We start from the raw sequence: 25706 nt of genomic DNA on the forward strand, positions 1-25706 counted from the left end.
CTCGACGGCGGGGGCGACCGTCCTCGCGGCCACCGCACCGCACCCCGTGCACTGCGCGTCGCATCAGGTCAGCGAGGGCACCCGGCCGGCGACCGCCCGGACCAGGTCGTGGCCCAGGTCGTCCTCCAGCCCCGCCCACGACGTCCCGGTCGCGATGGCCTCGCCGGCGTGGGACAGCAGCGGCAGCACCTCGTCGGGCCTGCGGTTGAGCACGACGACGACGAGGCCGACGGCGCTGTCGTCGAGCAGCAGCGCCGCCGACACGAGCTCGGTCACGTCGATGTGCCGGCGGAAGTGGCCGATGAACGCCTCCTGCCCGTCGCGGTCGCCGATCACCGGCGACCCGGGACCGATGCGGGGCAGGAGGACCGACAGCGCGGCGCCGAGCACGGCGTCGCCCCACGCCAGCGCTCCGGCGGTGTTGTCGGTGCGCTCGATCCGGGAGGTGCCCGCGCGGTCCTGCAGCACGATCGCCAGGCAGGTGTGGGAGAAGGGCGGCTCGCCGCGGGCGCGCCACACCGCGTCGTAGTCCGCCTCCGCCCGGGCCGGGCTGCGGTAGCCCGCGACGGCGAGGGTGATCGGGGCGCTGACGTCCATCGGTCGGGCCTCCTGGCGACGAGCGGGCGGGTCCTGCGGAGGGGCTCGCGGCGGACGCTAGGCGGTTCCGGGGGCGCCGCCCTCACCCCTTCCGCATGGTCGCCGGGCCCCCGTCGGCCCCGGTCAGTCCACGGCGCCGGGGACGACGGCGAACAGCTTCTCCCGCACGCTCTCCCGCACCCGGAGCGTCTCCTCGATGCGGGTCAGCTGCTCCGGCGTCGCCGGCAGCCCGATCACCTCGGAGAGGAAGCGGGGGAGGTCCGCGCGGTAGTCGTGCTGGAACGCCCCGAAGGGGCCGGCGACCTGGGCGTTCTTCATGTCGATCAGGCCCTGGAAGAACGAGGTCACCGGCCGCCACCGCATCGCCGGCGGGATGCCGCGCGGGCTGCTGCCGGCCGGGCCCGGCTCGTGGCGCGGCCGGGAGGGGCCCAGCCAGTCCGGCGGGTACCACAGCAGGTCGGGCCCGAACTTCGTCACGCCGTCGTTGTCGTGGCTCAGCAGCACGAACCGCGGCGTGCTGCCGCGGGCAGCGACGACGTCGGCGAGCTGGGCGGAGTCGTTGACGACGGCGACGGCGTCCCGCTCGACGTCGAGCCGGTCGCTGCCGGTGACCTGGCGCATCCAGCCGCTCCCGTGCGGCGTACCGATCCACAGCGCCCGGTCGATGCCCATCGCGTCGAGGCCGAGCGTGCCCCAGTGCAGGAACACGTCCTGGCTGGTGTGCGCGCCGAGGCTCTCGCCGAAGACCGCCACCCGCGGGCGTGGCCCGGGCCGGTCGCGGAGCTCCCGCAGGACGCGCAGCCACAGCATGCGGTTCTGCTCGCGGGCGCCCCGGACCATGCCCAGCGACAGCGGCGACGGCCGTTTCGAGTACTGCAGCGCCACCGTCGCGACGTCGCCGAGGGCGAGGTACTGCAGGGCGGCGGTGGCGACGTAGTTCACGTACCCGGTGCCCGTCGGCGAGACGAGCACGAGCAGCGACCGGTCCAGGGCGCCGGTCCGCTCCAGCTCGGCGAGCGCGAGCTCCACCCGCTCGCGCGGCGTCGCTCCGTTGTCCAGCCCGACGTAGACCTGTACCGGCTCGGCCCGCGCCGGCTCGCCCATGACCGTCTCGATCGACAGGTCCGGGACACCGGGCGGGGGGTCGGCCAGCGGCCGCGCGCGGACGACCGCCAGGGCGTGCAACCGGCCGTCGCGGCCCATCCCGTCCCAGGAGACGAGGCTGCCCGGGCCGCCGCTGACCGTCGGTGGCACCCACCGCTGCGCCTCGTCCGCCTCGAAGACGGCGACCTCGGCCGACGTGGTGGCCTCGATCTTCCGCATCGCCCGCTGCCACACCCAGGCGGCCCCGGCCTCCAGCGCGGCGAGGGCGCCGGCGTGGCCCACCAGCCGCCAGAACGGGACCGACCCGGGCAGCACCGCCGCCAGCCGGCGGGCGGCGAGGCCCGCGAGCGCGTGCTCGCCGTAGGCGACGGCGGCCAGCCCCCCGACCACGCCGACCGCGACGCCGACCGAGCCCAGCCGCGGCGCCGCCGGGGTGGCACCGTCCGCACTCCCGTCCCCCCCGGCGTCGGCCTCCCGGCCGGCCCGCACCCGGTCCAGCACGTAGGCCACGCCGAGGCCGACCGGCACGGCCAGCGGGACGGCGGCCAGGCGCCCGCCGAACCGCAGGCGGTCGTCCAGGGCCTCCGCGCCCCGCTGCGCCGCGCCCAGCACCGCACCGTTGAGCCCGGTCGCCCCGAGCCGCCACGCGGCCTGCCGGAGGAGCCCGCGGACGGGGTCGTCGGCCCGCGGCGGCAGCAGGCGCAGCGCCGCGAGCCCGAGCGGAACGGCCGCCGCGTCGACGGCGAGGGTGCGCACCACCGACCGCGAGGCCGTCCCCGCGGTGAGGAACCGCGCCGTCCCCTCCAGCACCTCCTGCGCGCCGACGGACAGCAGGTAGTGCAGGCCGGTGGTCAGCCCGGTCACCAGCCCCTGGTCCACCGCGCTGCGCGCGGAGAGGGAGGGGGCGAAGGTCCCGGGCGCCGTCGCGGCGGCCACCACCAGCCCGACGTCGGGCGCCCGGCTGGGGGGCGGCGCCCCGGGATCGCGGCGGGTCCGTCCGGACAGCTGTCTCCGCATGGCCCGCATCGTGGAGCGCGCACAGGCGGCGCGGCTCATCCCGCCGAGGGGAGTCCGGGGGGTGCGGAGGACTCCTAGCGTCCGGGGGACCGACGAGCGGAGCTGGGCATGACCACGGAGTCGACGGTGACCTCCACGGCGGCGGACCCCGCTCCCGAGGAGGCCGCGCCCGCGCCACCCCCCGAGGCGCCGAGTCCGCCCCGCCGGGGGTGGACGCGCTGGCTGCCGCGCTACACCTGGAGCGGCACGGTCGGCGCGCTGCTCTTCGGGTGCAGCGCGCTGACGCCGTCCCTGCTCCCGCGAGGCTGGCTGCTCCAGGGGCTGGTCACCGGCATCACCGCGGCCATGGGCTACGGCATCGGGGTGGCGATCGCCTGGTTCGTCGGCGAGGTCACCGAGGGCCGCATGTCCGCCGGGTTCCGCCGCCGCGCCTGGCAGGTCCTCGCCGTCGCCGGCCCGGTCCTCGCGGTCGTGATGCTGGTCCTCGGCGCGCGCTGGCAGCGGCAGATCCACGAGCTGATGGGCCTGGAGCCCCCGGCGGGCTTCTCCTCCGTCGGCGTCGTAGTGGTCGCGGTGCTGTTCTTCGCAGCCCTCGTGGGGATCGGCCGGGGTGTCCGCTGGCTGGGCCGCGGGCTCGTCCGGCTCCTCGGCCGGTTCCTGCCCAAGCGCGTCGCCCGGCCGCTCGGTGCGCTCGCGGTGACCGTGCTCGTGCTGTTCGTGCTCAACGGCGTGCTCTTCCAGGGGCTGGTCGACGCGGCCAACTCGGCGTTCAGCCTCAAGGACGACGGCACCGAGAACGGCGCCGTCGAGCCGACCGCGTCCGAGCGTTCGGGGAGCCCCGACTCCCTCGTGCCGTGGGACGAGCTCGGCCTCCAGGGGCGGAACTTCGTCGGCAAGGGCCCGACCCCGGAGGAGCTGACCGAGTTCTCCGGCCGGCCGGCGCTGCAGCCGGTCCGGGCCTACGCCGGCCTCGCCTCGGGAGGGGACGACGCCCGGGAGCGCGCGGACCTGGCGGTGCGCGACCTGCAGCGGGCCGGCGGCTTCGACCGGGCGGTCCTCGTGGTGGTGACGACCACGGGGACCGGCTGGGTGGACCCCGCGGCCAGCGACTCCCTCGAGTACGAGTTCAACGGCGACACCGCCATGGTGGCGATGCAGTACTCCTACCTGCCCAGCTGGCTGTCGTTCCTCGTCGACCAGGCGAAGGCACGTGACGCCGGCCGGGCGCTGTTCGACGCGGTGTACGGCGTGTGGTCCCAGCTACCGCCCGACGACCGGCCGCAGCTGTACGTCTTCGGGGAGAGCCTGGGCACCTTCGGTGGGGAGGCGGCCTTCAGCGGCCTGGCCGACATCGCGAACCGCACCAGCGGCGTCCTCTGGGCCGGCCCGCCGAACTTCAACGAGCTGTGGCGCACCATCGTCGCCGACCGCGACGAGGGCACGCCCGAGTGGCTGCCGGTCTACGAGGACGGGCAGACCGTCCGCTTCGCCGACGAGGCCGCCGACCTGCAGGCCCCGCCGGGTCCCTGGGTGGCGCCGCGGGTCGTCTACCTGCAGAACGCGTCGGACCCGATCGTGTGGTGGTCGCCGCAGCTGGCCCTGCACCACCCCGACTGGCTGCGCGGCGAGCGGGGCCCCGACGTCTCGCCCGACATGGTGTGGATCCCGCTCGTGACCTTCTGGCAGGTCACCGCGGACCTGGTGTTCGCCGTCGACGTCCCCGACGGGCACGGGCACCGGTACGAGGCGGACTACGTCGACGGCTGGGCCGAGGTCGCGCAGCCGCCGGACTGGACCGCGGCCGACACCGAGCGGCTGCGGCAGCTCATCACCGACCGCTGAGGTGACCACCTCCGCCGTCGCGCGCACCCGCTACCGGGCCTTCTCCGGAGCGGTGGTGGTCGCGCTCGCGGTCGTCAACGTCGTCGACCACGCCGTGCACCCCCCGTGGTGGGTCCGCGCGCTGGAGGGGGCGGGACTGCTCGCCGCGGCACGGCTGGCCGGCCTGAGCTGGGCGCAGCTCGGGCTGGCCCGCGACCGGCTCGGCCGGGGCGCGCGGTGGGCGCTCGGGGTCATCGGCGTCGTCGCGGGCGCCTACGTCGTCGGCGTCCTCGTCCCGCTGTCCCGGGGGGCGTTCCAGGACGAGGAGTACCACGTGCCACTGCCCGACGCGCTGCACCTGGCATTCGTGGCCATCCCGCTCGGCACCGTGGTGCTCGAGGAGATCGCGTTCCGCTCCGTCCTCTGGGGGGCGCTCTCCCGGCACTGCCGGCCCTGGCAGGTGCTCGCCACCACCTCGGTGCTGTTCGGCTTCTGGCACCTGATCCCCGCGGTGCGCGGTCCCGGCGGCGCGCTCGCCGTCGTCGGGGTCCTGGCTCTCACGACGGCCGGCGGGCTCGTCTTCGGCGAGCTCCGGCGGCGCAGCGACAGCGTGCTCGCCAGTGCCGGGGCGCACTGGGCCACCAACGCCCTCGGCGTGCTCTTCGGCCTGCTCGCCTGGCGCCTCTCACCCGACGGTCCCTGACCTCGCCGTGCTGCGCGAAAGGGCAAGGACGGGGGCCGGATCGGTAAAGCCCCGTCGGAGGAGATCTGCTTAACGTGACGGCACGGGGCCGGGGTCCGATCGGAACACCCCGGGAGGCGACCCAGGAGGGTGCATGGCCGAGCCGTCCGCCGTCCCGGAGGGTCACCTGCCCCCGGGGACGGCGAACCTCGGGCCGCGCGACCTCGAGCTCCTCGCCCATCTCGCCGACGGCGCGTCCACGGCCGGCATCGCGACGGCGCTGGGCGTCTCCGGCAACACGGCGCGCACCCGCCTCCGCCGGGTGCAGCGGAAGCTCGACGTCCCCGACCGCCGCGCGGCGGTCGCGACGGCGCGGGACCGCGGGCTCCTGCGCGAGCCCGACGGGGACCCGTGCTCCTGACCGGCGGACCGGCGAGTCCTGTTCCAGACTGTCGCCACCTCGCCAGCCGGGCGACAGAGGGCCCCCGGGTCCGTGGTGCGTCCGGCTGGCGAGGCCGGTGCCTCGCGCAGGCGGCGGTGCTCCCGGATGCGTCGTGCTGACCCGGCGCGCGGTGCCGACGGCCGGCCGGCCGAGGCCCTCGCCCGCCGCCGGTCCCGGCTCCTTCGTCGTGCACGTGGACCTGGGCACGGGCCGGCTCACGGCCGGCGGCCGGCTGGACGCCGGCACCGCGCACCTGCTGCGGGCCGGCATCTCGGCACTGCTCCGCAGCGACCAGCAGGTGTGGACCGTCGACGTCACGGACGTCGAGGTGGCCGACCACGCTGGCCTGCGGGTGATCGCCGGCTCCTACCGCCGGGCCGTGGAGCACCGGCGCCGGATGTCCCTGGAGGGTGCCTCTCCCGCCCTGCGGCACGCGCTGAACCGGCTGCGCCTGGACCGGCACGTGCTGCCGGGGGAGTGACCGCCGCCGGGTCGCCGTCCCGGCCGGGCTCGGGTCAGTGCCCGCGGAGCTCGCCGCCGTGCACGGTGAGCGCGTAGATCACCAGGACGTCGACGGTGATCGCGACGACACCCCACAGGGGCAGGGCCGGCAGGTAGACGATGTTGACCAGGATGCTCAGGGCGGCCAGGGCGACCCCGACCGCGCGGGCGGCGACGTTGCCGGAGAGCACGCCGAGCCCGCTCACGACGATGAGGACGCCGAGCAGCAGGTGCGTCCAGCCCCAGGCGGTGTCGCCGAGGTCCAGCACCAGGCCGCTGGAGGGCACCCGGTAGTAGTCGTCGTCGAAGATCGCGACCAGACCCTGCATGGCCTGCAGCGAGCCGACCAGGATCATCATCGAGGCGGCGAAGACGGCCCAGACCGCCCAGCGCGACGTCGGGCTCTCGCTGCCGCGGAGGTGTCCCGGGCGTGGATCGCTGTGCGGGCGGGACGATGCGAGGTCGGGCATGGCGGTCTCCTCGGTCGGGTCCGGGCCGGGAACCCGGGGCTCCTGCCACGGTGCCGCTGTCGCCGCAGGTGGGCGTCACTCGGTACGGGTGAGGTGGATCGCCGGTGGGGCGCTGACGATGACGTCCGGAACGCTCCCCGTGCGAGGTGGCACATGCTCTGGGCCCTGGTGTGCATCGTGGGACTGCTGATCGAGACGTCTCTGATCGTCGTCCTCGGGCTCTCGGCCGGGAACTCCGACGAACCGGAGCCCGAGGCCGGGGACGGCCCGGCCCTCGTGCAGCGGACCTGACCCCCCGGGCCGGTTTCCGCAGCGCGACCGCCACGTCCGCGTGCCCCTGGTGCCATCTCATCCCGGGCGGAGGAGGCCCCCGGACGCGCGCTTCCCGTGCAATGGCGGCCAGCAGGCCCCGCGAGAGGAGCGCCGCATGAGCACCGCGTCCGCCAAGCCGACCGGCCCCCCGCCGGTCGAGGAGGAGCCCCGCGGGACCCTCGGGCCCGGCGCCGCCACGGCGCTCATCGTCGGCAGCATCATCGGGGTCGGGATCTTCAACCTGCCGGCCTCCCTGGCCGGTTACGGCCCGATCAGCCTGATCGCGATGGCGCTGACCACGGTCGGCGCGTTGGCCTTGGCCGTCATGTTCGCCTCGCTGAGCCGTCGGCTCCCCGCGGACGGCGGGCCCTACGCCTACGCCCGCGCCGCCTTCGGGAACATGGCCGGCTTCTCCAACGCCTGGCTCTACTGGATCACCGCGTGGTCCGGGAACGCGGCGATCGTCGTGGGGTGGGTGCTCTACGTCGAGGAGTTCGTCAACGAGGACCAGAACAAGCTCTTCTCGATCGCCCTGGCCCTCGTCGGTCTGTGGCTGCCCGCGGCAATCAACCTGCGTGGCGTCGGGGCGATGGGCGCCGTGCAGCTGTGGACGTCGATCCTCAAGTTCATCCCGCTGGTCTTCATGTCGACCGTCGGTCTCTTCTACATCGACAGCGCCAACTTCGAGGTCTGGAACACCAGCGGTGACAGTGCCGTCGGCGCGATCGGGGGGGCCATGGCCCTGTGCCTCTTCAGCTACCTCGGCGTGGAGTGCGCGGCGGTGGCCGCGGCGAAGGTGCGCGACCCCGACAAGAACGTCGGGCGCGCCACGATCTTCGGCACCCTCGGTACCGCCGTCGTCTATCTGCTCTCGCTGACGGCGGTCTTCGGCATCGTCTCCGCCGCCTCGCTGTCGGAGTCGACCGCGCCCTTCGCGACCGCGGTCAATGAGATGGTCGGTGGGACGTGGGCCGGCTACGTGATGTCGGCTCTGGTGGTCGTCTCCGGGTTCGGTGCGCTCAACGGCTGGACGATGATCTGCGCCGAGATGCCGCTGGCGGCGGCCAAGGACGGGCTGTTCCCGCACGCTTTCGGCCGGCTGAACGGCCGCGGCGTCCCTGCCGTCGGAATCATCGCCTCCACGGCGCTGGCGTCGGTCTTCATGATCATGTCCTACGCCGGCTCGGTCGGGATCACGGTGTTCAACACCCTCGTGTACATGAGCGGCATCACCGCCGCGATCCCCTACGCGTTCTCCGCGCTGGCGCAGATCAAGTGGCGGCTGGTCGACCACCGGGAGCTGCACACGCCGCGCTTCGTCCGTGACGTCGGCATCGCCGCCGTCGGGCTGGTCTTCTCCGTGCTCTTCATCTGGTACTCGCGCAACACCGGCGAGGAGAGCACCTGGAAGGAGTACCTGCCCTTCATCTTCGCGGGTGGTGCGTTCGCCGCCGGCATCCCGATCTACCTCAGGCACCGGCACTCGATGTCGGAGCCGCCGCCTGTTCCCGCCTGGCGCGCCTGACGTGCCGAGAAGGAGTGCTGCCATGCCGCTGTCCGTCGACTCCGAGGTCGGCCGGCTCCACCAGGTGATCGTGCACCGCCCGGGCCTCGAGCTGACCCGGCTCACGCCGCAGAACGTCGACGACCTGCTGTTCGACGACGTGATGTGGGCCCAGCGGGCCCGCGAGGAGCACGACGCGTTCGTCGAGAAGCTGCGGCAGAAGGGCGTCCGCGTCCACCTCTTCCACGACCTGCTCGTGGAGGCGCTCGGGCAGCCCGGCGCCCGCGAGTTCCTCCAGGACCAGCTGACCAATGCGACCCGGTTCGGCCCCGCGCTCGACGCGCCGCTGGACGAACTGGTCGCGCAGGCCCCGGCCGACCGGCTCGCCGAGGTGTTGGTCGGCGGCGTCCTGAAGCACGAGCTGGACCTGCCGAAGACGTCGAGCCTGTTCCTCGAGTACCTGGACGACGACGACTTCCTCCTGCCGCCGCTGCCCAACCACCTGTTCCAGCGGGACAACTCGGCGTGGGTCTACGACGGGCTGTCGGTGAACCCGATGAGCAAGCCCGCCCGCAAGCGGGAGACGATCAACTCCCGGCTGGTCTGGAACTTCCACCCGATGTTCACTGCCGACCCGCCGCACTTCTACTACGGCAACGACGAGTTGAACCACGACCCGGCCAACTGCGAGGGCGGGGACATCCTCGTCATCGGCAACGGCGCGGTGATGGTCGGGATGGGGGAGCGGACCAGCCCGCAGGGGCTGGAGTTCCTCGCCCGCGAGTACTTCCGGCACGGCCGGGTCACGAAGGTGATCGCCGTCGAGCTGCCGAAGACCCGGTCGTTCATGCACCTGGACACCGCGATGACGATGATCGACCGGGACGCATTCAGCGTGTACCCCATGCTGCCGCCGTCGCTGCGGTCGTTCACCCTGACCCCGCAGGGCACCGGCGGCGACTACCAGGTCACCGAGAACGCGGAGCTGTGGCCGGTGGTGGCCGAGGCCCTCGGCGTCGACAAGGTGCGCGTGATGCGGACGCCGATCGACCTGCTCGGCGCGCAGCGGGAGCAGTGGGACGACGGGAACAACTTCCTCGCCGTCGCCCCCGGGGTGGTCTTCGGCTACGAGCGGAACACGACCACGAACACCTTCCTGCGCAAGAACGGCATCGAGATCGTGACGATCGCCGGCGAGGAGCTCGGCCGCGGCCGGGGCGGCCCGCGCTGCATGTCCTGCCCCATCCAGCGCGACCCGGTCGGCGGCGTCGCCGCGGCCGTCGCCTGACGCCCTCCCACGGACGGACACCGACATGGCACTGAACCTGCGTGGCCGCGACTTCCTCAAGGAGGCGGACTTCACCGCCGCCGAGCTGCAGTTCCTGCTGGACCTGTCCCACGACCTCAAGCGGGCCAAGGCGACGGGCATCGAACGGCAGCGGATGCGCGGCCGGGACGTCGCGCTGATCTTCGAGAAGACCTCGACCCGCACCCGGTGCGCCTTCGAGGTCGCCGCCCACGACCAGGGCGGTCACGTCACCTACCTGGACCCGCAGTCCTCGCAGATCGGGCACAAGGAGTCCGCCGCCGACACCGGCTCGGTGCTGGCCCGGATGTTCGACGCGATCGAGTTCCGGGGCAAGGCGCAGGCCACCGTCGAGGAGCTCGCCGCCGCGTCCGGCGTCCCGGTCTACAACGGGCTCACCGACGAGTGGCACCCGACCCAGATGCTCGCCGACTTCCTGACCATGGCCGAGCACTCGGGGAAGCGGCCGCACGAGCTGGCCTACTGCTTCATGGGCGACGGCCGGTTCAACATGGGCCGCTCGCTCCTGGTGACCGGCGCGATCCTGGGCGCCGACGTGCGGATCTGCGCCCCGGAGGCGCTCTGGCCGGACAAGGACGTGCAGGACCTCGCCCGCGAGCGCGCCGAGGAGTCCGGTGCGCGGATCACGCTGACCGCCGACCCCGCCGAGGCGCTCCCCGGGGCGGCGTTCGTGCACACCGACGTCTGGGTGTCTATGGGTGAGCCCGACGACGTGTGGAAGACCCGTGTCGACGAGCTGCTCCCGTACCAGGTGAACGCGCGGGCGCTCGAGCTCACCGGCGACCCGCGGGTGCGCTTCATGCACTGCCTGCCGGCGTTCCACGACACGAAGACCGTCGTCGGGCGGAAGGTCGCCGACCTCACCGGGATCAGCGACGGACTCGAGGTGACCGACCAGGTCTTCCGGTCCCCGGCCAACATCGCCTTCGAGCAGGCCGAGAACCGTCTGCACACGATCAAGGCGGTCATGGTCGCCACGATCGGCGACTGAGCGCCGTGAGGATCGTCGTCGCGCTGGGCGGCAACGCGCTGCAGCGCCGTGGCGAACCGATGACCGTCGCCGGGCAGCGGCACAACATCGCCGTCGCCTGCAAGTCCCTGGCGCCGGTGGCCCAGGAGCACGAACTGGTCATCACGCACGGCAACGGCCCGCAGGTGGGCCTGCTCGCGCTGCAGGCCGCCGCCTACGACGAGGTGTCGGCCTATCCCTTCGACGTCCTCGGCGCCCAGACCGACGGGATGATCGGCTACCTGGTGGAGCAGGAGCTGGGCAACCTGGTCCCGCCGGACAAGCCGCTGGCCACGGTCGTGACGATGGTGGTGGTCGACGCCGAGGACCCCGCGTTCGCCGCCCCGACGAAGTTCGTCGGCCCCGGTTACCCGGCGGAGACCGCCGACGAGCTCGGCGCCCGCCGCGGGTGGGTCTTCCGGCAGGACGGCGCCGCGTGGCGGCGCGTCGTCCCCTCGCCGAAGCCACAGCGGATCGTCGAGATCCGCCCCATCGAGTGGCTGCTGGCCCAGGGGTGCGTGGTCATCGCGGCGGGCGGCGGCGGCATCCCGACCGCGTACGTGGGCGGCGGCTCCACACTGACCGGCATCGAGGCGGTCATCGACAAGGACCGGGCCAGCGCGGTGCTGGCCCAGGAGCTGGCCGCCGACCTCCTGGTCATCGCCACCGACGTCGACGCCGTCTACCTGGACTGGGGCACACCCGGGCAGCGCGCCGTGTCCCGCGTGCACCCGGACGCCCTGGATCCCGGCCTCTTCCCGGCCGGCTCGATGGGACCGAAGGTCGAGGCCGCGGCGCAGTTCGCCCGGGCCACCGGCCGGCCGGCCGCCATCGGCTCGCTCGACCAGCTGACGAGCATGCTCGACGGCGACGGCGGCACGCGGATCTCGGTGCAGACCGAGGGGATGGAGATCCGATGAGCGCGTCGACCGTCCGGCGCGTCACCACCCAGCCGACGGTGCCGGTGGTGGGGGAGGCGACCGGCGGTCCGTCGGCGCCCTACCTGCGCTCGGCCACCGAGGTCGCCGCCGACACCGGTGCTGACCTCGTCCGCGGGCTCACCCACCGCTAGGGCGCGGTCGCCCGCACCGATCACCGAGCCGTGCTGCGGCCCGGCGACACCGTCGTCGTGTGCTGCTGGCCGCGGGTCCCGTCGGACCGTCTCCCGAGCGCACCGCCGACGACCTCGTCTGGTCAGCCGAGCGCGAGCCCCTCGGTCGAGCCGGCCGGGACCGGGTCGGGCAGCCGGACCATGCGGAAGGAGTTGGCCAGGCCCAGCAGCCCCGCGACGATGGGGATGAGCAGCGCGATCTGCAGCGCCGGCGGCCGGGCGTCGGTGTTGATCCGGACGATCTCCGCGCTCGTGGCGGGAGGCTGGTCGGCCAGCAGCTCCTCCAGGCCGGTGGTGCTCATCAGCTCGGCGTCGTCCTCGAGGACCTGGGAGACCTGCTCCTTCTCGGGAGCCGACAGCACGTCGCTGTCCTCGGCGCCGCGGGTGAAGGCGACCGAGAGGACGGCGAGCATGATCGCGCCGGCGAAGGCCAGCCCGAAGGACAGGCCGAACGACCCCGCGGCGGAGTTCACGCCCGCGGCCTCGCTCACCCGCTCGTCGGAGACGGGGCTCAGCGTGTAGTTGTTCAGCTGCGACACGAGCATCCCGAGCCCGGATCCGGCGATCAGCAGCGGAACGGTCAGCCACCAGCCGGAGTCCGCGCGGGGGACCAGCGGGACGAGCACGACCAGCCCCGCCGTCAGCAGGGCGAAGCCGAGGCGGACGATGCCGGCCGGGCGATGGCGTCCCGCCTGCCGGCCGGCGACGAGGGCGACCGCGAACATGCTGAGCGAGAGCGGGGCGATGGACAGGCCGGCACCCAGGGCGTCGTACTCCAGCACCATCTGCAGGTACAGCGGCAGCACGATCATCGTGCCGCCCAGGGCGATCTGCTGGAGCAGCTGCTGGGAGACGCCCAGCCGGAAGTAGGGCGAGGAGAAGAGATCCGGGTCGAGCAGCGTCGGCCGGCCGGCGCGCTTGCTCCGCCGCAGCCACCAGACCAGGCCGGCCATGGAGAGCAGCCCGACGAGCATCAGCGCGAGGACGGACTCGCCGCCCTCCTGCCAGACCAGGATGCTCAGCACGATGCCGCCCATGGCGAGCACCGACAGCACCGACCCGACGCCGTCCACGTGCCGCGACCCGGTGAACTCGACGTCGCGGACCAGCCCGATCCCCGAGAGCACGATCGCGATGATCACGGCCTCGAGCAGGAACCCGACCCGCCACGACAGGAACGTCGTGATGACGCCCCCCAGCAGCGGGCCGACGGCCGCGGCGATCGCCGCGGCGGCCCCGACGAGGGCGTACACCTTGGTGCGGGCCGGCCCGTCGAAGTTGCCGTGGATGAGCGACTGCATGGCCGGCAGGAGCAGCGAGGCCCCGAGCCCGCCGATCACGGCCCAGAACACGATGATCGCCACCAGGCTCTGGGCCAGCGTCATGGCGATGGCCCCGACGGCGTAGGCGAGCAGGCCCAGCACGTAGGCGCGCTTGCGGCCGAACAGGTCGCCGGCCTTGCCGCCGATGAGGATGAACGCGGCCGACACCAGCGCCTCCAGGGCGATGGCGGACTGCACGCCGGAGACGGTCGTGCCGAGGTCCTCGACGACGGCTGAGATCGAGACGTTCATCAGCGACGTGTCGACGACGAGCACGAACATCGCCATCGCCAGGAGCAGGGGGAGCAGGCGGCTCGGGGTCTGTGCGGAGGGTGCGGGCGCCGCCGCGGGATCGCTCGCCATCCGCTCATCGTCCGGTGGGTCCGGGCGGAGGGGCTCACCCCGCGGGAGTGAGGGGCACTCCGCCAGCCGACCGCCGGGAGCGCTTCCAGCCGAGGTCCAGGGCGATGCTCAGGAGCAGGATGGCGGCGAGCGCCACGGCCGTGCCGGGCTCCTCGACGAGGGTGGTCAGCGCGAAGGTCACCAGCACGATGACGGCGGATCCCACCGCGAGCACCAGCAGCGCCGTGCTCGCCCCCGTCGTCCGCCGGATGCGCAGGTGCCCGGCCGACACCAGCGCGAAGACGATGAGGGCGACCGCGCTGCCGATGGAGGCGATGGCGGTGAGCGCGAACCCGGCGGACAGCACGATGGCCACGGCCGCGGTCAGCAGGATGCCGGCGGGGGCGCGGTCGCGGACCCGGCGGCCCAGGACCGGCGGGAACTGGCCGGACGCGGCCATGTGCTCGCACAGCCCGGCGGCCGGGTACAGCCCGGAGTTGGTGGCTCCGGCGGTCGCGAAGAGCGCGGTGACGGTCATCAGCCAGTAGCCGGCGTCCCCCAGGACCGGCTGCGCGGCCACCGCGAGCGCGGTCCCCCCAGAGTCGACCACCTCGTCGACGGTCAGCGTGCCGAAGACCCCGATGGCCACGGCGACGTACACCGCCGTCGCGATGCCGAGGGCCAGGTAGACCGCCCGGGGCAGTTGGCGGGCCGGCTCGGCGAGGTCCTTGGCGGTGAAGGTGATGACGCCGAAGCCGAGGAAGGCGAAGAAGGTGAGCGCGACGCTGGACACGATGTCGCGCACCGAGGGGTAGCCGGAGAAGGCGAGGAGGGACGGGTCGAGGTTCGACAGCGTCGCGATCGCGAAGACGGTGAGGATGCCCACCACCACGACCACGATCACGGTCTGCGCCCGGGCCACCGCCCGCGAGCCCACGACGTTGAGCGCGGTCATGGCCAGCACCACCAGGACCGCGAAGCCCTTCGTCCAGCCGGCGCCGCCGTCCGCGAAGGCCCCGGACGCGTAGCTGCCGAACGACACGGCGACCATCGCGGTGATGATCGCGTTGGCGGCCAGCAGCAGCCAGCCGACGACGCCGGTGACGTGCCCGTTGCCGTACCCACGCACGACGTACTCGAGGAGCCCGCCGGCCGACGGGTAGCGGGCGCCCAGCTTGGCGAACGAGTACCCCTGCAGGACGGCGACCGCCCCGGCGAGCAGGAAGGAGATCCAGACGGCGGCGCCGGCGACCTCGCCGGCGGCCCCCAGCAGCGCGAAGATGCCGGCGCCCACCATGGCGCCGACGCCGATGAAGGCCGCCTGACGCACGGACAGCCGCGCCGCGGGACGGTCCTGGACGGTCATGGCACTCCCTACCGCGCTGATCGGTGGGGGTGCCTCATCCGGCGCGGAGGAGCAGCCGCCGGCGCCCGCCCGCGCTCCGGCGGCGGGCGACAGAGCTCATCCGTCGTGGGCGATGGGCGGAGGGCGCCCGCGGGGCTGGGATGGGGCAGCAGCGACGAACCCCCCGGGAGGCGCCCCATGACCAGCCCACGCCCGTCCGGATCGACCGGCCCAGCCGCCGGGACGGCCTGACATGTGCCGCTGGATCGCCTACACCGGGTCACCGGTCCTCGTCCGGGAGCTGCTGTACACGCCGGAGAACTCGCTGATCGTGCAGAGCCTGCGCTCTCGCCTCGGCGCCGAACCCACCAACGGCGACGGCTTCGGCCTCGGCTGGTACGGCGAGGGGGAGATCCCGGGGCAGTTCCGCAGCACCGAGCCGGCCTGGAACGACCGGAACCTGCTCGAGCTCGCCGGGCACATCCGCTCGCCGCTGGTCTTCGCCCACGTCCGGGCCTCGACGGGCTCGGTCGTGCAGCAGACCAACTGCCACCCGTTCCGCCACGGGCGGTGGCTGTGGATGCACAACGGCTACCTGGCGGGGTTCGCCGCCATGAAGCGCGAGCTCGCGCTGGCGGTCGCCCCCGAGCTGTACCCCGGCATCGAGGGGACCACCGACTCCGAGCTGTTCTTCAACCTCGCGCTGACGTACGGCCTGGAGGAGGACCCGCCGTCGGCGGTCGCCCGGGCCGTCGGCCTGATCGAAGAGATCGGCCGCCGCCACGGTGAGCGTTTCCCCGTGCAGATGACCGTGGCCACGACCGACGGAGAGACCCTCTGGGCCTTCCGGTACTCCAGCGAGGGGCGCTCCCGCTCGCTGTTCCACAGCGTCGAGGTCGCCACGTTGCGCGAGCAGTACCCGGAGAACGAGGTCCTCCAGCGCCTCTCCGACGACGCCCGGATGGTGGTCTCCGAGCCGCTCGGCGGGCTCCGGGGCGCCTGGCGGGAGGTCTCCGAGTCCACCTGCGTCGTCCTGCGGGACGGGACGGAGGAGCTGCACCCCTTCGAGCCGGTCGTCCCCCAGGTGCGCGGGCTGACGGCGGCCGGCTCCCTGCCGGGCACCCGTTGACCGCGGCGCCCGGGCTGACCCGGCGCCCGGCCGTGCCCGGCGACGGCGTCCCGGCGGCCGGCGTCCCGACCGTGGGGGTGGAGGAGGAGTACCTGCTGCTCCGGCCGGACGGCCGGGTCGCCGACGTGGCGCCGGAGGTGCTCGCCGCGGTCCCGCCCGGGATCGGCGCGCACACCGAGTTCGCCCGCTGCCAGGTGGAGGTCGCGACCCCCGTGTGCGCGGGTCTGGCCGCGGTGGGCCGGGAGCTGTCGGCGGCCCGGTCCGGACTCGCGCGGGCGGCGGCGGACCTCGGCGCCTCCCTGGTCGCCTCGGGCACGCCACCGGTCGGCGCGCCGGGGATCCTCGACCTCACCGACGACCCCCGGTACCGGCGCCTGGTGAGCTCCGTGACCGGGGTCCACGGCGACGAGATCACCTGCGCCGTACAGGTCCACGTCGAGGTCGCGTCGCGCGACCTCGGGACGGCGGTGCTCGCCCGGCTGCGGCCCTGGCTGCCCGTCCTGCTGGCGATGAGCGGCAACAGCCCGCTCTGGCGCGGTCGCGACACCGGCTGGTCCAGCCACCGGTTCGTCGTCCAGCGCAACTGGCCGTCCTTCGGCCCGCCGCCGGTCTGCGCCGACGCGGCCGACTACGACCGGCGGGTGGCCGACGCGGTCGAGAGCCACGCGGCGGTCGACGAGCGCGGGATCTACTACTGGGCGCGCCTGTCGCCGCGCTACCCGACGATCGAGATCCGCATCGCCGACCAGTGCCTCACCGTGGCCGACTCCGTGCTGCTCACCGGGCTGTGCCGGGCCCTCGTCATGGGCGCCGTCGCCGACGAGGAGGCCGGCCGTCCGGCGCCGGTCGCGTCCGACCGGGAGCTGGGGGCCGCGGCGTCGGCGGCGGCCCGCCTGGGCACGCGCGCCCGCGTGCTGGACCCCCGGCACGGCGGCTGGGTCCCGGCGGCCCGGGTCCTGGACCGGCTGCCGCTGGTCCTGGCGCCCCAGCTGCAGGTCACCGGCGATGCCGAGGCGGTGACGGCCCTGCTCGCCGCGCGGCTCCGGAAGGGATCCGGCAGCGACCGGCAGCGCGCGCTGTGGCGTGCCGGCCCGGTCGACCGGTTCGTGCGGGCGGTGGCCGACATCGGCGCCGAGGGCGGTCCCGGTGGCTGAGCGGGGGGCGGCCCGTGCCGGCGGCCGGACCCTGCTGGTCGGCCTGCTGGTGGCCGGGTGCGGTGCCCGCAGCGGGGGCGAGGCCGCGGATCCGGAGATCGACTGGCTGGACACCACGTACACGCTCACCTGCGACGGCACGGTGCCCGGCGGCCTGGCGGCACCGGTGCACGGCGGGGTGGCGCGGGTCGCGGCGGACCCGGCTCGGCCGCCGTACTTCGAGCACTACGACGTGCGGGTCCTGGCGACCCCCCAGGGGGACGTCGACGGCGACTCCGCGCCCGACACCGTGGTGCTGCTGGAGTGCTCGCCCCAGCCGTCCAACGGCGTGGTGCAGGAGGTCCAGGCCTTCACCTCGACCGGCCGACTGCTCGCCGGCGTGCCCAGCCCACGGACGCTGCGGGAGGAGTCCCAGCTCCCGCCGGTCTACGTCCCCGACCGGCTCGCGGTCACCGACGGCGAGCTCGTGGCGGTGATGTCGGCCTACGGGACCGACGACACCCGCGCCGATGGGCCCTCGGTGCCGCTCACCGTGCGGTGGCGCTACGCCGGGGGGCACTTCGTCCGGATCGCGACGTCGTGACCGGCCGTGTCCGAACCCGGTGACATCCGGTTCCGCCGGGGCCAGCATCGGGAGGGTCTCCTCGCGGGCGAGAGCCCCGGTCAGCAGCGGTCGGGCGGGGGTGGTGGTCGGTGACGGACCTGACGACCCGGCAGCCGGGACGGGGGGAACCGGAGGAGTCGCCGCCGCTCGGAGCGGCCGCGCCGGGGACCGCCGAGCCCCTCGAGGAGACCCCGCGGGCGATCCCGCAGGAGACCCCGCCGGGGACTCCGCCCGTGGAGCTCTCCCGCCTGCTCGCCCTGGCCCGGCTCTCCCCGGCGCAGGCGCTCGAGATCGCCGCGGAGGTGCTCGACGCAGCGCTGCGGCAACCCGTTCCCGACGGCGGGGCGGAGGAGGAGCGGGTCCGCGGCCGGGTCCACGTCACCGCCGACGGGCGCGTGCTGGTCGCGACCGCCGCGGCCCGGGGCGGGCGGCCCGTCCGGGTGGTCCTCGCGGACGTGCTGGCGGCCTCGGTCGTCCCCGACCCCGCCGCGGACCCGGCGGGCGACCGGCTCCTGGGCGCGCTCTCCCGGGCGGTCGCGGAGCTGCCGGCCGCCGGGGTCGCGGGTGCCGCGCGGACGGTCCGGGCGGCGGCCGCCCCGGTCGACCGGCCGGCGGTCCAGGGGGAGCTCGGCGCGCTGGTCCGCGCGGTGGCGGCGGTGGCCGGTGCGGGGGTGCCGGGGGGCGGCAGCGCCCCGGGTGCCGGAGTCGCGGGCCGGCCGGCCGCGCCGCGCCCGGCGACGCAGGTCCAGCCGGCGGGGAGCACACCCGCCCGGACCGGACGGCGGATCGGCGCCTGGCTGGCGTCGATCGTGGTGCTCGCCGGCATCGTCGCCGCCGAGGTCGTGGTCCTCCGCGACGACATCTCCGCCGACATCGACCTGCTCCTGGACGCCGGACGCGGGGAGGAGGGGGACGTCGACCCGGAGCCGGCCGAGCCCCCCGTCCCGGCCCCGGCCCCGCCTGCCGCGGGGGCCGTCGCCGCGGTCGACCTGCGGGCGCTCGACGCGTGCGAGCCGGGTGCGCCGTGCACCGTCCGCCTCCTCATCCGCGTGGTTCCGGGCGCCGAGCAGCAGGTGGTCCCCTGGACCTGGTCGGTGGTCGACCGCTGCACCGGCGCCGTGACCCTGGCGCCCGGCGGCACGCTCACCGTCCCGGCCGGCGCCGACCGCGCCGCCGTCGTCGGGATCGTCGCGCTGCCGGCGCTGCCCGCCCTCGCCGTCTTCGCGGTCACGGGCCCCCCGGCGGTCGCCGCCTCACCGCCGGTGCTGGTCGGCACCTGCCTGTCCGGAGACGGCGGATGACCGCCGCCGGGAGGGAGTGCAGATGACGGGGACCCGCTCCGCGCCCATGCCGCGGCGTCCGGTCGTCCGCGCCCGCGCGACCCGGCAGCAGCGCCGCGACCGCCGCAGCGCCGCCTTCGACCTGCTGGCCGTCGTCGCCGCGCTGGCGCTGGTCGGTCTCGGTCTGGCCAACCTGTACCTCATCGGGGAGCGGGAGCTGGCCGTCCGGCAGGCGGCCATCGCCGCCGCCGGCATCCTGGCGCTGGCCGTGTTCTGGCGCGTGCGGGTGCGGTTCCTCGGCGTCCTGGCCTGGGTCGCCTACGGCGTGGCCGTCGTCCTGCTCGCCGGGGTCCTCGCCGTCGGCCTGGCAGCGAACGGGGCCACCCGCTGGATCTCGGTCGGCCCGGTCACCTTCCAGCCCTCGGAGCTGGCCAAGCTCTCGCTGCTGCTGGTGCTGGCCGCCGTCCTCGGCTCGGCACGGCCGGCCTGGCGGCGGTTCGTCCTCGCCCTGGTTCTGGCGGCCGTCCCGATCGGGCTCACCCTCCTGCAGCCGGACCTGAGCACCTCGATGCTGCTGATCGTGCTCACCGCGGGCATGCTCGTGATCGGGCGCGTGCCGATGCGCTTCCTCGCGCCGCTGGCCGCCGCCGCCGTCGTCACGGCGCCTCTGCTGATCAGCCTGCTGCGGCCGTACCAGGTGTCGCGCCTGGGCAGCTTCCTCGTCGGCGCGCACGAGTCCCCGACCGGCTCGGGCTGGGCGGTGCGCCAGGCGCACATCGCGCTCGGTTCCGCGGGGCTCTTCGGCAACCAGGACGACCCGCTGCGGCTGCTGCGCTCGCAGTACCTCCCGGAACGCGACACCGACCTGGCGCTGGCCAGCCTGGTCGGCCAGTGGGGCCTGGTCGCCGGTGCCGGCGTCGTCCTGGCCGCGATCATCCTGGTGTGGCGGCTCGCGCTCGCCAGCCGGACCTCGCGCACGCCGCACGGGTCGCTGGTCGCCGGCGGGCTGGCCATCCTGCTCGGCGTCGAGACGGTCATCTCCGTGGGCGCCAACCTCGGGCTGCTGCCCCTGGCCGGGGTCCCGTTCCCGCTGGTCAGCTACGGCGGCACGGCCCTCGTCGTGCACCTGGCCGCGCTCGGTGTGGTGCTCGCCGTCCGCCGTGACGGCGCCCGCCGGCGGCTGTGGACGCCGGCCGGCCGGCGCGCCCCGCGGCCGCGGCTGGTCCGGCTGGCGGCCGCCGCGCTGTCGGTGCTGCTGCTGTCCTTCGGGCTCTACGGCTGGCGGCTGCAGACCACCGAGGGCGCCGAGCTGCAGGTGGTGGGCGACGACCAGATGACCCGGTGCTTCCCGCTCGCCGCGGCGCGTGGCGCGATCACCGACCGGCACGACGAACTGCTCGCGCTGGACGCCGCCGACGCCGGGCTCGGGGTGGACCGGGTGCTCGTCGTGCCCGCCCTGCTGCGCGCCCGGCCGGCCGACGTCGACCGCCTCGCGGAGCTGGCCGGCCGGCCGCCCGCGGAGCTGCACGCGCCGATCGACGGCGCGGCGGACACCACGCTGTCGCTGCCGGTGGCCGACGTGCCCCGGGCCGTCGGGGACGCAATCCGGGGGGCCGGCATCCCCGGGGTGTTCGTCGTCGCCCAGCCGCGGCGGGTGTACCCGCAGGGGGCGCTGCTCGGCCCGGTGCTGGGCTTCGTGGGCGTGGCCACACCCGAGGACGAGGAGCGCTGGCCGGGCCTGCCGGCGGGGGCGGTCGTCGGCCGCGCCGGGCTGGAGCAGGAGTACGACGCCGTGCTGCGCGGGATCGACGGGCGGCAGTGCCTCTACGTGAACCCGCGCGGGGTGCCGGTCACCCTCGGGGAGCGCCGCGACCCGGTACCGGGGGCGACGCTGCGGCTCTCGCTGGACATGGGCCTGCAGCGCCGGCTGGACGCCGACGTGGCCGCCGCCGTGCGGGCCCAGCCCCACCCGGCCGACCGGATCGGCGCGGCCGTGGCCATGGACCCCCGGACCGGGCAGGTCCTCGCCATCGCCAGCTACCCGTCGTTCGACAACAACCTCTACGGGCCGCCGATCGACAACGCGGGCCTGCAGGCAGCGGCCACGGCGCCCGGTTCGCCGATGCTCGAGCACGTGACGCAGGGGGCGGTGCCCCCCGGGTCGACGTTCAAGCTCGTCGTCGCCGCCGCCAACCAGGCGCACCCGGTCTGGGGCGCCGACGACGTCGTGACCACGGGTGCGGAGTACCTGTACGGCGGGCACGTCTTCCACAACTGGCGGCCGATGGGGCCGATGGACATGGTCGACGCCATCGCCGCCTCCAACGACGTCTACTTCTACAAGCTCGCGGTCGCGCTCGGCCCGGACGCGATGATCGACACGGCCCACCAGCTCGGGGTCGGCCGGCGCACGGGCATCGACCTGCCCGGCGAGTCGGCCGGCTACCTGGGCACGCCGGCCTCGGTCGAGGCCGACGGCGGGACGTGGTTCGGCGGCTCCACCGTCATCCTCGGGATCGGTCAGGGGGAGCTGCAGGTCACGCCGATCCAGAACGCGCTGTGGACCGCGGCCGTGTCCACCGGCACCCTGGTCGTGCCGCGCCTCGGGATGGCGGTCGGCACGGATGCCGGGACCCCGTCGGCCGCCTTCACCGCGCTGCCCGCGCCGGTGGTGACCCCGCTGCCCTTCCCCGCCGACCTGGGACCGGTGCGCGAGGGCATGGTCCAGGTCGTGGCCGGCGGCACCGGGAGCCGGGCCGCGGTCTTCGGGGTGACCGTCGGCGCGAAGACCGGGACGGCGCAGGACGGCAGCCTCCCCGACGACGAGTACGACAACTGGATGTCGGCCGTGGCGCCGATGGAGGCGCCCGAGATCGTGATGACGGCCCTGGTGCAGGGGCCGGGGACGGGCGCCAACAGCGCCTCGGCCGTCGTCTCCGACGGCCTGCGCTACTACCTGGCCAACGCGGCGGCCGTGCTCGGCACCGGCCCGGTGCAGGCGCCCTGACGGTCAGTGGCGGCCGTAGGCGGCGAGCAGCGGACGGTTGCGCAGCGCCCGGGCGGCGCCCTCGGCCACGCAGGTGAGGGGCTGCTCGGCGAGCTTCACCGGGAGGCCGAGCTCGCGCTCCAGCTCCTGGGCGAAGCCGGCGACCAGGGACCCCCCGCCGAAGACGAGGACGCCCTCGGCCAGCACGTCGGCCAGCCCCTGCGGCGGGAGGTCGTCGAGGCAGGCGATGAGCGTCCGGAGCACCTCGGTCACCACGGGGCGGACGGCGGCCGCCACGTCGGCGGCCGGCACCGTCGCCAGCCGGGCCCGGCCGGTCACCCCGTCGCGGCCCTGGACGACGAGCGGGCCGTCGTCCACGCCCGCGGAGGCGATCTTGACCCGCTCCGCCTCGATCTCCCCGACGTGCAGCTGGTGCTGCTCGCGCAGGAAGCGGGCCACCGCCACCGTCATCTGGTCGCCGCCCACCTTGGCGGTCCGCTGGGCGAGCACCCCGCCGTAGCAGAACGCGACCGCCTCGGCCGTCCCGCCGCCGACGTCGACGACCATGTGCACCCGCCGCTCCAGCGGGTCCAGGCCGCAGCCCACCGCTCCGGCGACCGCGTTGTCGAGGGCCGTCACCGGCCGCAGGCCCGACTCCTCGGCCGCCTCGAGCAGGGCGCGGTTCTCCAGCGGCGTGGAGTCGGCGGTCACCCCGATGACGGCGCGGGCCGGGTTCCACGACCGCCGGCCGGCCCGCTGCAGGACCGCCTTCAGGTAGAGCCGGGCGCTCTCCAGGTCGGTGACCACGCCGTCGTGCAGCGGCCGGACCGACAGGAACCGGGACGGGGCCCGGCCCAGGAGGTCGGCCGCCTCCCGGCCGACGGCGAGTACCTTCGGCCGGCGCGCGCCCTGCGGCAGCAGCATGACGCTCGGCTCGTCGAAGACTATGCCGCGGCGGGGGTCGCTCACCACGGTGTTCGCGGTGCCCAGGTCGATGCCGAGATCCATGCCGGTCTCCTGTCGCGCGGGCGGTTCAGTCTGGAGGTGCACCGACGCCCGGTCCAGGCTCCCGTGCGCCGTCCACCGTGGACGGCGTGGCGGAGGTCCGGAACCGTGCGCCGGGGGTGCGGGAGGCCGGATTCCCGGCATGCTGTTCAGACATGGAGACCGCCGCCGCCGCACCGGGCGGGAACCCGCTGGCCGGCATGGCCATCGCCACGCTGGCGGCGGTGCTCTTCGCCGTGGGGGCGGTGCTCCAGCACGAGGCGGCCGAGCTCAGCACCACCGACCGGGGGCTGAGCCTGCGCCGGCTGATGCGGCGGCGCCGCTGGATGATCGGCCAGGCCGCCACGATGCTGGGGACCGCCTCGCAGGTGGTCGCGCTGGCGGTCGCGCCCGTCGCGGTGGTGCAGCCGACGCTGGCGGTCACCCTCGTGTTCGGCCTGGGCATGCGCGCCGTCCGGACCCGGCAGGTGCCGCTGCGGAAGGAGCTGCTGGGGGTGGCGCTGACCACCGGCGGCCTGGCGGTCTTCCTGCTCGCCGCGAAGCCGGCCCGGGCCGTCGACCCGCCGGAGCCCGCCGTCCTCGCGATCGTGCTCGCGGTCGGCGTCTCGATCCTGCTGGTCGTGGTCGCCACCTTCGCGGGGCACGGGCCGCGCGGGGCGCTGGCCTGCGGGAGCGCCGCCGGCATCGCGGCCGGCATCGGCGCCGTGCTCATCTCCGTCGGCATCCACAGCCTGCAGGAGGAGGGCTGGGCGCACGCCCTGGCCGGCGTGACCGTCTGGGGGGCGGCGGTCGTGGCCGGCGTCGCGATCATCGGTGGCCAGCAGGCCTACGCGCGCGGATCGCTGGCCTGGTCGCTGCCGGCGTTGATCCTGCTCGACCCGCTGGCGGCCGTCCCGGCGGCGCGGCTGCTGCTGGGGGAGCACCTGGAACCCGGCCGGGCCGTGATCTGGCTGCCCGCGGCCGTGGTCGCCTGCGTCGGCGTCGTCCTGCTGGCCCGCACCGGGGAGCCCGCGGGAGCGGAGCGGGGGAGGGGCGCCGAGGGCGGGGTGCACGTCTGACCTCCGTGTTCGGGGAGCTCATGGGGGGCCGACGCTAGGCAGGGACCGGGCCGGCCACCTCGCCTGCGCCGGATGACCCGGCGCCCCCTCACCCGGCGTCGGCCGCCATGCGGAAACCGACGTTGCCGGCGCTGCTGTCGGGGGTGTTGGGGGAGCGGGCGGCGCAGCGGTAGCGCTCGCAGTAGGACGCGTGGCAGAGGTAGGAGCCCCCGCGCATGACCCGCTCCACCCGCCCCGTCGCGAACCGGTCGGCGCACCACTCCCACACGTTGCCGGTCGTGTTGTAGAGGCCGAACCCGTTGGGCGCGAAGGCGTCGACCGGCGCCGTGCCGACGTGCCCGTCGTCGCCTGTGTCGCGGGCGGGGAACTCGCCCTGGAACACGTTCATGCGGTGCTCCCCGCCGGGGGTCAGCTCGTCGCCCCACGGGAAGCGCATGCCCTCCAGGCCACCGCGGGCGGCGTACTCCCACTCGGCCTCCGCGGGCAGCCGGCCGCCGGCCCAGCGGCAGAACGCCCGGGCGTCCACCCACGAGACGTGCACGACCGGGTGGTCGCCCCGGTCGTCGACGTCCGAGCGCGGGCCCTCAGGGTGCTGCCAGGTCGCCCCGTACACCTGCCGCCACCACGGGGTGGCCGCGGCGGCGCGGGTCGGGGGGAAGTCGTCGGGCAGCAGGCCGCCGAAGACGAACGACCAGCGCTCGCGCTCGGCCGTGGTCGTGTACCCGGTGGCGGTCACGAAGCGGTCGAAGTCGGCGTTGGTCACCGTGTGGGCGGCGATCCGGAAGCCGTCGACGGAGACCGGCCGGACCGGTCCCTCGCCGTCGGCGGCGTAGCGCACCTCGTCCGAGCCCATCCGGAACGTGCCGCCGGGGAGGTCGAGGAGCAGCTCCTGCGCCGCCGCTCCCGCCGCGAGCGGGCCGCTGTCGTCGGTCGCTGCCGCGTCCGTGCCGCCCGGGGACCTCGGCGCGCCGCAGCAGTGCGCCACGGGCAGACCGGAGGGCAGGGCGTCGGCGTGCTGCGTCATGCCGCGATGCTGGCGGGCCCGGGCCGGTGCACGCCTCATCCGGGCGGTGTGGTCGTCGCCCCGGCGGCTAGTGCAGGAAGGCCTTGAGCGCGATCAGCCCGCCGCCCACCAACGCCATGACCGACGCCTGGACCAGCGCGCGGAGCACCCTGGACCCGGCGAAGCGCGCCGCCCAGTAGCTGTAGAAGCCGATGAGGCCCAGCCCGCTCCACTTGGCGACCGTGAAGGCCGTGTCGAGGTCGAGGACGCTCAGGGCCGCGAGGAGGAAGAAGACGTCGGGGAAGGCGACGCCGAACCCGACCGCGAGGGCGTCGTCGCCCATGTGCCGGAGCTGGGCACGGGTGACGCGGTGCCGCTCCCGGGTCTCGATCCCGATGATCTCGGCGTAGACCTCGGCGAGCGCGACGGCGACGGCGGTGCCGATGAACCAGCCGATCAGCACCCCGGTGGAGGGGGGACGGGACTCGACGACCACCACCAGCGCCAGCCCGATGATGGAGCCGTAGACCACCCGGGCCACCTGCTCGGAGCGGAGATGCGTCTCCAGGGCGGCGCGCACG

Annotated in this window: 24 protein-coding genes; 16 read left to right on the forward strand and 8 right to left on the reverse strand. The window is 75.0% G+C overall.

The window, feature by feature from the left end; genetic code table 11:
* Positions 1-63: 63 nt before the first annotated feature.
* Positions 64-597, reverse strand: coding sequence for a hypothetical protein (locus N555_RS0114370; RefSeq protein WP_029432192.1), 534 nt, complete (start codon positions 595-597; stop codon positions 64-66).
* Between the two features lie 123 nt (positions 598-720).
* Positions 721-2718 (reverse strand): alpha/beta-hydrolase family protein, encoded by a 1998-nt coding sequence (locus tag N555_RS0114375; RefSeq protein ID WP_156036371.1) that lies wholly within the window; start codon positions 2716-2718, stop codon positions 721-723.
* 108 nt (positions 2719-2826) lie between these two features.
* Here N555_RS0114375 and N555_RS0114380 point away from each other — a divergent pair, with 108 nt between their 5' ends.
* The 4 genes from N555_RS0114380 (at position 2827) to N555_RS0114395 (ending at position 6144) form a co-directional block, all read left to right on the forward strand.
* On the forward strand, positions 2827-4560 hold the full coding sequence (locus tag N555_RS0114380) for an alpha/beta hydrolase (protein WP_197029029.1): 1734 nt from the start codon (positions 2827-2829) through the stop codon (positions 4558-4560).
* A 1-nt stretch (position 4561) separates the two neighbouring features.
* A complete protein-coding gene (locus tag N555_RS0114385; RefSeq protein WP_034510698.1) occupies positions 4562-5242 on the forward strand; it encodes a CPBP family intramembrane glutamic endopeptidase in 681 nt (226 codons plus the stop codon).
* 133 nt (positions 5243-5375) lie between these two features.
* Positions 5376-5642, forward strand: coding sequence for a response regulator transcription factor (locus tag N555_RS0114390; RefSeq protein ID WP_029432196.1), 267 nt, complete (start codon positions 5376-5378; stop codon positions 5640-5642).
* Between the two features lie 133 nt (positions 5643-5775).
* Entirely contained in the window at positions 5776-6144 is a 369-nt protein-coding gene (locus N555_RS0114395; RefSeq protein WP_029432197.1) for an STAS domain-containing protein, read from the forward strand.
* A 34-nt stretch (positions 6145-6178) separates the two neighbouring features.
* On the opposite strand, the gene N555_RS0114400 is transcribed toward N555_RS0114395, so the two are convergent.
* Positions 6179-6634: a DUF7144 family membrane protein gene (locus N555_RS0114400; RefSeq protein ID WP_029432198.1), complete on the reverse strand. Its 456-nt coding sequence runs from the start codon at positions 6632-6634 to the stop codon at positions 6179-6181.
* Positions 6635-6787: 153 nt separating this feature from the next.
* Here N555_RS0114400 and N555_RS27960 point away from each other — a divergent pair, with 153 nt between their 5' ends.
* The 6 genes from N555_RS27960 to N555_RS27965 all read left to right on the forward strand — a co-directional run bounded on the left by N555_RS27960 (position 6788) and on the right by N555_RS27965 (position 11858).
* Positions 6788-6925 (forward strand): hypothetical protein, encoded by a 138-nt coding sequence (locus N555_RS27960; protein WP_156036372.1) that lies wholly within the window; start codon positions 6788-6790, stop codon positions 6923-6925.
* A 136-nt stretch (positions 6926-7061) separates the two neighbouring features.
* Complete coding sequence (locus N555_RS0114410; protein WP_029432199.1) at positions 7062-8471, forward strand: amino acid permease; 1410 nt, start codon at positions 7062-7064, stop codon at positions 8469-8471.
* Between the two features lie 22 nt (positions 8472-8493).
* Positions 8494-9738, forward strand: a complete 1245-nt coding sequence (locus N555_RS0114415; RefSeq protein ID WP_029432200.1) for an arginine deiminase — start codon at positions 8494-8496, stop codon at positions 9736-9738.
* Positions 9739-9763: 25 nt separating this feature from the next.
* Positions 9764-10768: an ornithine carbamoyltransferase gene (argF, locus tag N555_RS0114420; protein WP_029432201.1), complete on the forward strand. Its 1005-nt coding sequence runs from the start codon at positions 9764-9766 to the stop codon at positions 10766-10768.
* Positions 10769-10773: 5 nt separating this feature from the next.
* Positions 10774-11706: a carbamate kinase gene (gene arcC / locus N555_RS0114425; protein WP_029432202.1), complete on the forward strand. Its 933-nt coding sequence runs from the start codon at positions 10774-10776 to the stop codon at positions 11704-11706.
* A complete protein-coding gene (locus N555_RS27965; protein ID WP_156036373.1) occupies positions 11703-11858 on the forward strand; it encodes a hypothetical protein in 156 nt (51 codons plus the stop codon). Before arcC ends, N555_RS27965 begins: the two co-directional genes overlap by 4 nt.
* A gap of 122 nt (positions 11859-11980) precedes the next feature.
* Here N555_RS27965 and N555_RS0114435 read toward each other — a convergent pair whose 3' ends face one another.
* Positions 11981-13582 (reverse strand): MFS transporter, encoded by a 1602-nt coding sequence (locus N555_RS0114435; RefSeq protein ID WP_029432203.1) that lies wholly within the window; start codon positions 13580-13582, stop codon positions 11981-11983.
* Between the two features lie 34 nt (positions 13583-13616).
* The gene (locus N555_RS0114440) at positions 13617-14927 is read right to left on the reverse strand and encodes an APC family permease (protein ID WP_029432204.1); all 1311 of its coding nucleotides are present in this window, start codon (positions 14925-14927) and stop codon (positions 13617-13619) included.
* A gap of 232 nt (positions 14928-15159) precedes the next feature.
* On the opposite strand from N555_RS0114440, the gene N555_RS0114445 reads away from it, so the two are divergent.
* The 5 genes from N555_RS0114445 (at position 15160) to N555_RS0114465 (ending at position 22080) form a co-directional block, all read left to right on the forward strand.
* A complete protein-coding gene (locus N555_RS0114445; RefSeq protein ID WP_051684085.1) occupies positions 15160-16035 on the forward strand; it encodes a class II glutamine amidotransferase in 876 nt (291 codons plus the stop codon).
* Positions 16032-17189, forward strand: a complete 1158-nt coding sequence (locus tag N555_RS0114450; protein WP_051684086.1) for a carboxylate-amine ligase — start codon at positions 16032-16034, stop codon at positions 17187-17189. The genes N555_RS0114445 and N555_RS0114450 overlap by 4 nt, the downstream gene beginning before the upstream one ends.
* Positions 17182-17772, forward strand: coding sequence for a hypothetical protein (locus tag N555_RS0114455; RefSeq protein WP_029432207.1), 591 nt, complete (start codon positions 17182-17184; stop codon positions 17770-17772). The genes N555_RS0114450 and N555_RS0114455 overlap by 8 nt, the downstream gene beginning before the upstream one ends.
* Before the next feature lie 110 nt (positions 17773-17882).
* Positions 17883-19094, forward strand: a complete 1212-nt coding sequence (locus N555_RS0114460) for a hypothetical protein (protein WP_029432208.1) — start codon at positions 17883-17885, stop codon at positions 19092-19094.
* Positions 19095-19116: 22 nt separating this feature from the next.
* A complete protein-coding gene (locus tag N555_RS0114465) occupies positions 19117-22080 on the forward strand; it encodes an FtsW/RodA/SpoVE family cell cycle protein (RefSeq protein ID WP_051684141.1) in 2964 nt (987 codons plus the stop codon).
* A 3-nt stretch (positions 22081-22083) separates the two neighbouring features.
* Here N555_RS0114465 and N555_RS0114470 read toward each other — a convergent pair whose 3' ends face one another.
* Entirely contained in the window at positions 22084-23067 is a 984-nt protein-coding gene (locus tag N555_RS0114470) for a rod shape-determining protein (protein WP_029432210.1), read from the reverse strand.
* A gap of 152 nt (positions 23068-23219) precedes the next feature.
* On the opposite strand from N555_RS0114470, the gene N555_RS0114475 reads away from it, so the two are divergent.
* The gene (locus tag N555_RS0114475; protein ID WP_051684087.1) at positions 23220-24122 is read left to right on the forward strand and encodes a DMT family transporter; all 903 of its coding nucleotides are present in this window, start codon (positions 23220-23222) and stop codon (positions 24120-24122) included.
* An 88-nt stretch (positions 24123-24210) separates the two neighbouring features.
* On the opposite strand, the gene N555_RS0114480 is transcribed toward N555_RS0114475, so the two are convergent.
* Together N555_RS0114480 and N555_RS0114485 are read right to left on the reverse strand one after the other, a co-directional pair.
* Positions 24211-25146 carry a formylglycine-generating enzyme family protein gene (locus N555_RS0114480; protein ID WP_081866237.1) on the reverse strand — a complete coding sequence of 312 codons (936 nt, stop codon included), beginning with the start codon at positions 25144-25146 and terminating at the stop codon, positions 24211-24213.
* A 67-nt stretch (positions 25147-25213) separates the two neighbouring features.
* A complete protein-coding gene (locus N555_RS0114485; protein WP_029432213.1) occupies positions 25214-25705 on the reverse strand; it encodes a hypothetical protein in 492 nt (163 codons plus the stop codon).
* Position 25706: the final 1 nt, after the last annotated feature.

The organism is Blastococcus sp. URHD0036, from assembly GCF_000701365.1.
Taxonomy (GTDB): domain Bacteria; phylum Actinomycetota; class Actinomycetes; order Mycobacteriales; family Geodermatophilaceae; genus Trujillonella.

Bases quoted from the DNA above. Each gene is read 5' to 3' on its own strand.
- N555_RS0114370 (WP_029432192.1), bottom strand. From the start codon at position 597: ATGGACGTCAGCGCCCCGATCACCCTCGCCGTCGCGGGCTACCGCAGC.
- N555_RS0114375 (WP_156036371.1), bottom strand. From the start codon at position 2,718: ATGCGGAGACAGCTGTCCGGACGGACCCGCCGCGATCCCGGGGCGCCG.
- N555_RS0114380 (WP_197029029.1), top strand. From the start codon at position 2,827: ATGACCACGGAGTCGACGGTGACCTCCACGGCGGCGGACCCCGCTCCC.
- N555_RS0114390 (WP_029432196.1), top strand. From the start codon at position 5,376: ATGGCCGAGCCGTCCGCCGTCCCGGAGGGTCACCTGCCCCCGGGGACG.
- N555_RS0114400 (WP_029432198.1), bottom strand. From the start codon at position 6,634: ATGCCCGACCTCGCATCGTCCCGCCCGCACAGCGATCCACGCCCGGGA.
- N555_RS27960 (WP_156036372.1), top strand. From the start codon at position 6,788: ATGCTCTGGGCCCTGGTGTGCATCGTGGGACTGCTGATCGAGACGTCT.
- N555_RS0114410 (WP_029432199.1), top strand. From the start codon at position 7,062: ATGAGCACCGCGTCCGCCAAGCCGACCGGCCCCCCGCCGGTCGAGGAG.
- N555_RS0114415 (WP_029432200.1), top strand. From the start codon at position 8,494: ATGCCGCTGTCCGTCGACTCCGAGGTCGGCCGGCTCCACCAGGTGATC.
- argF (WP_029432201.1), top strand. From the start codon at position 9,764: ATGGCACTGAACCTGCGTGGCCGCGACTTCCTCAAGGAGGCGGACTTC.
- N555_RS27965 (WP_156036373.1), top strand. From the start codon at position 11,703: ATGAGCGCGTCGACCGTCCGGCGCGTCACCACCCAGCCGACGGTGCCG.
- N555_RS0114435 (WP_029432203.1), bottom strand. From the start codon at position 13,582: ATGGCGAGCGATCCCGCGGCGGCGCCCGCACCCTCCGCACAGACCCCG.
- N555_RS0114440 (WP_029432204.1), bottom strand. From the start codon at position 14,927: ATGACCGTCCAGGACCGTCCCGCGGCGCGGCTGTCCGTGCGTCAGGCG.
- N555_RS0114445 (WP_051684085.1), top strand. From the start codon at position 15,160: ATGTGCCGCTGGATCGCCTACACCGGGTCACCGGTCCTCGTCCGGGAG.
- N555_RS0114465 (WP_051684141.1), top strand. From the start codon at position 19,117: ATGACGGGGACCCGCTCCGCGCCCATGCCGCGGCGTCCGGTCGTCCGC.
- N555_RS0114470 (WP_029432210.1), bottom strand. From the start codon at position 23,067: ATGGATCTCGGCATCGACCTGGGCACCGCGAACACCGTGGTGAGCGAC.
- N555_RS0114475 (WP_051684087.1), top strand. From the start codon at position 23,220: ATGGAGACCGCCGCCGCCGCACCGGGCGGGAACCCGCTGGCCGGCATG.
- N555_RS0114480 (WP_081866237.1), bottom strand. From the start codon at position 25,146: ATGACGCAGCACGCCGACGCCCTGCCCTCCGGTCTGCCCGTGGCGCAC.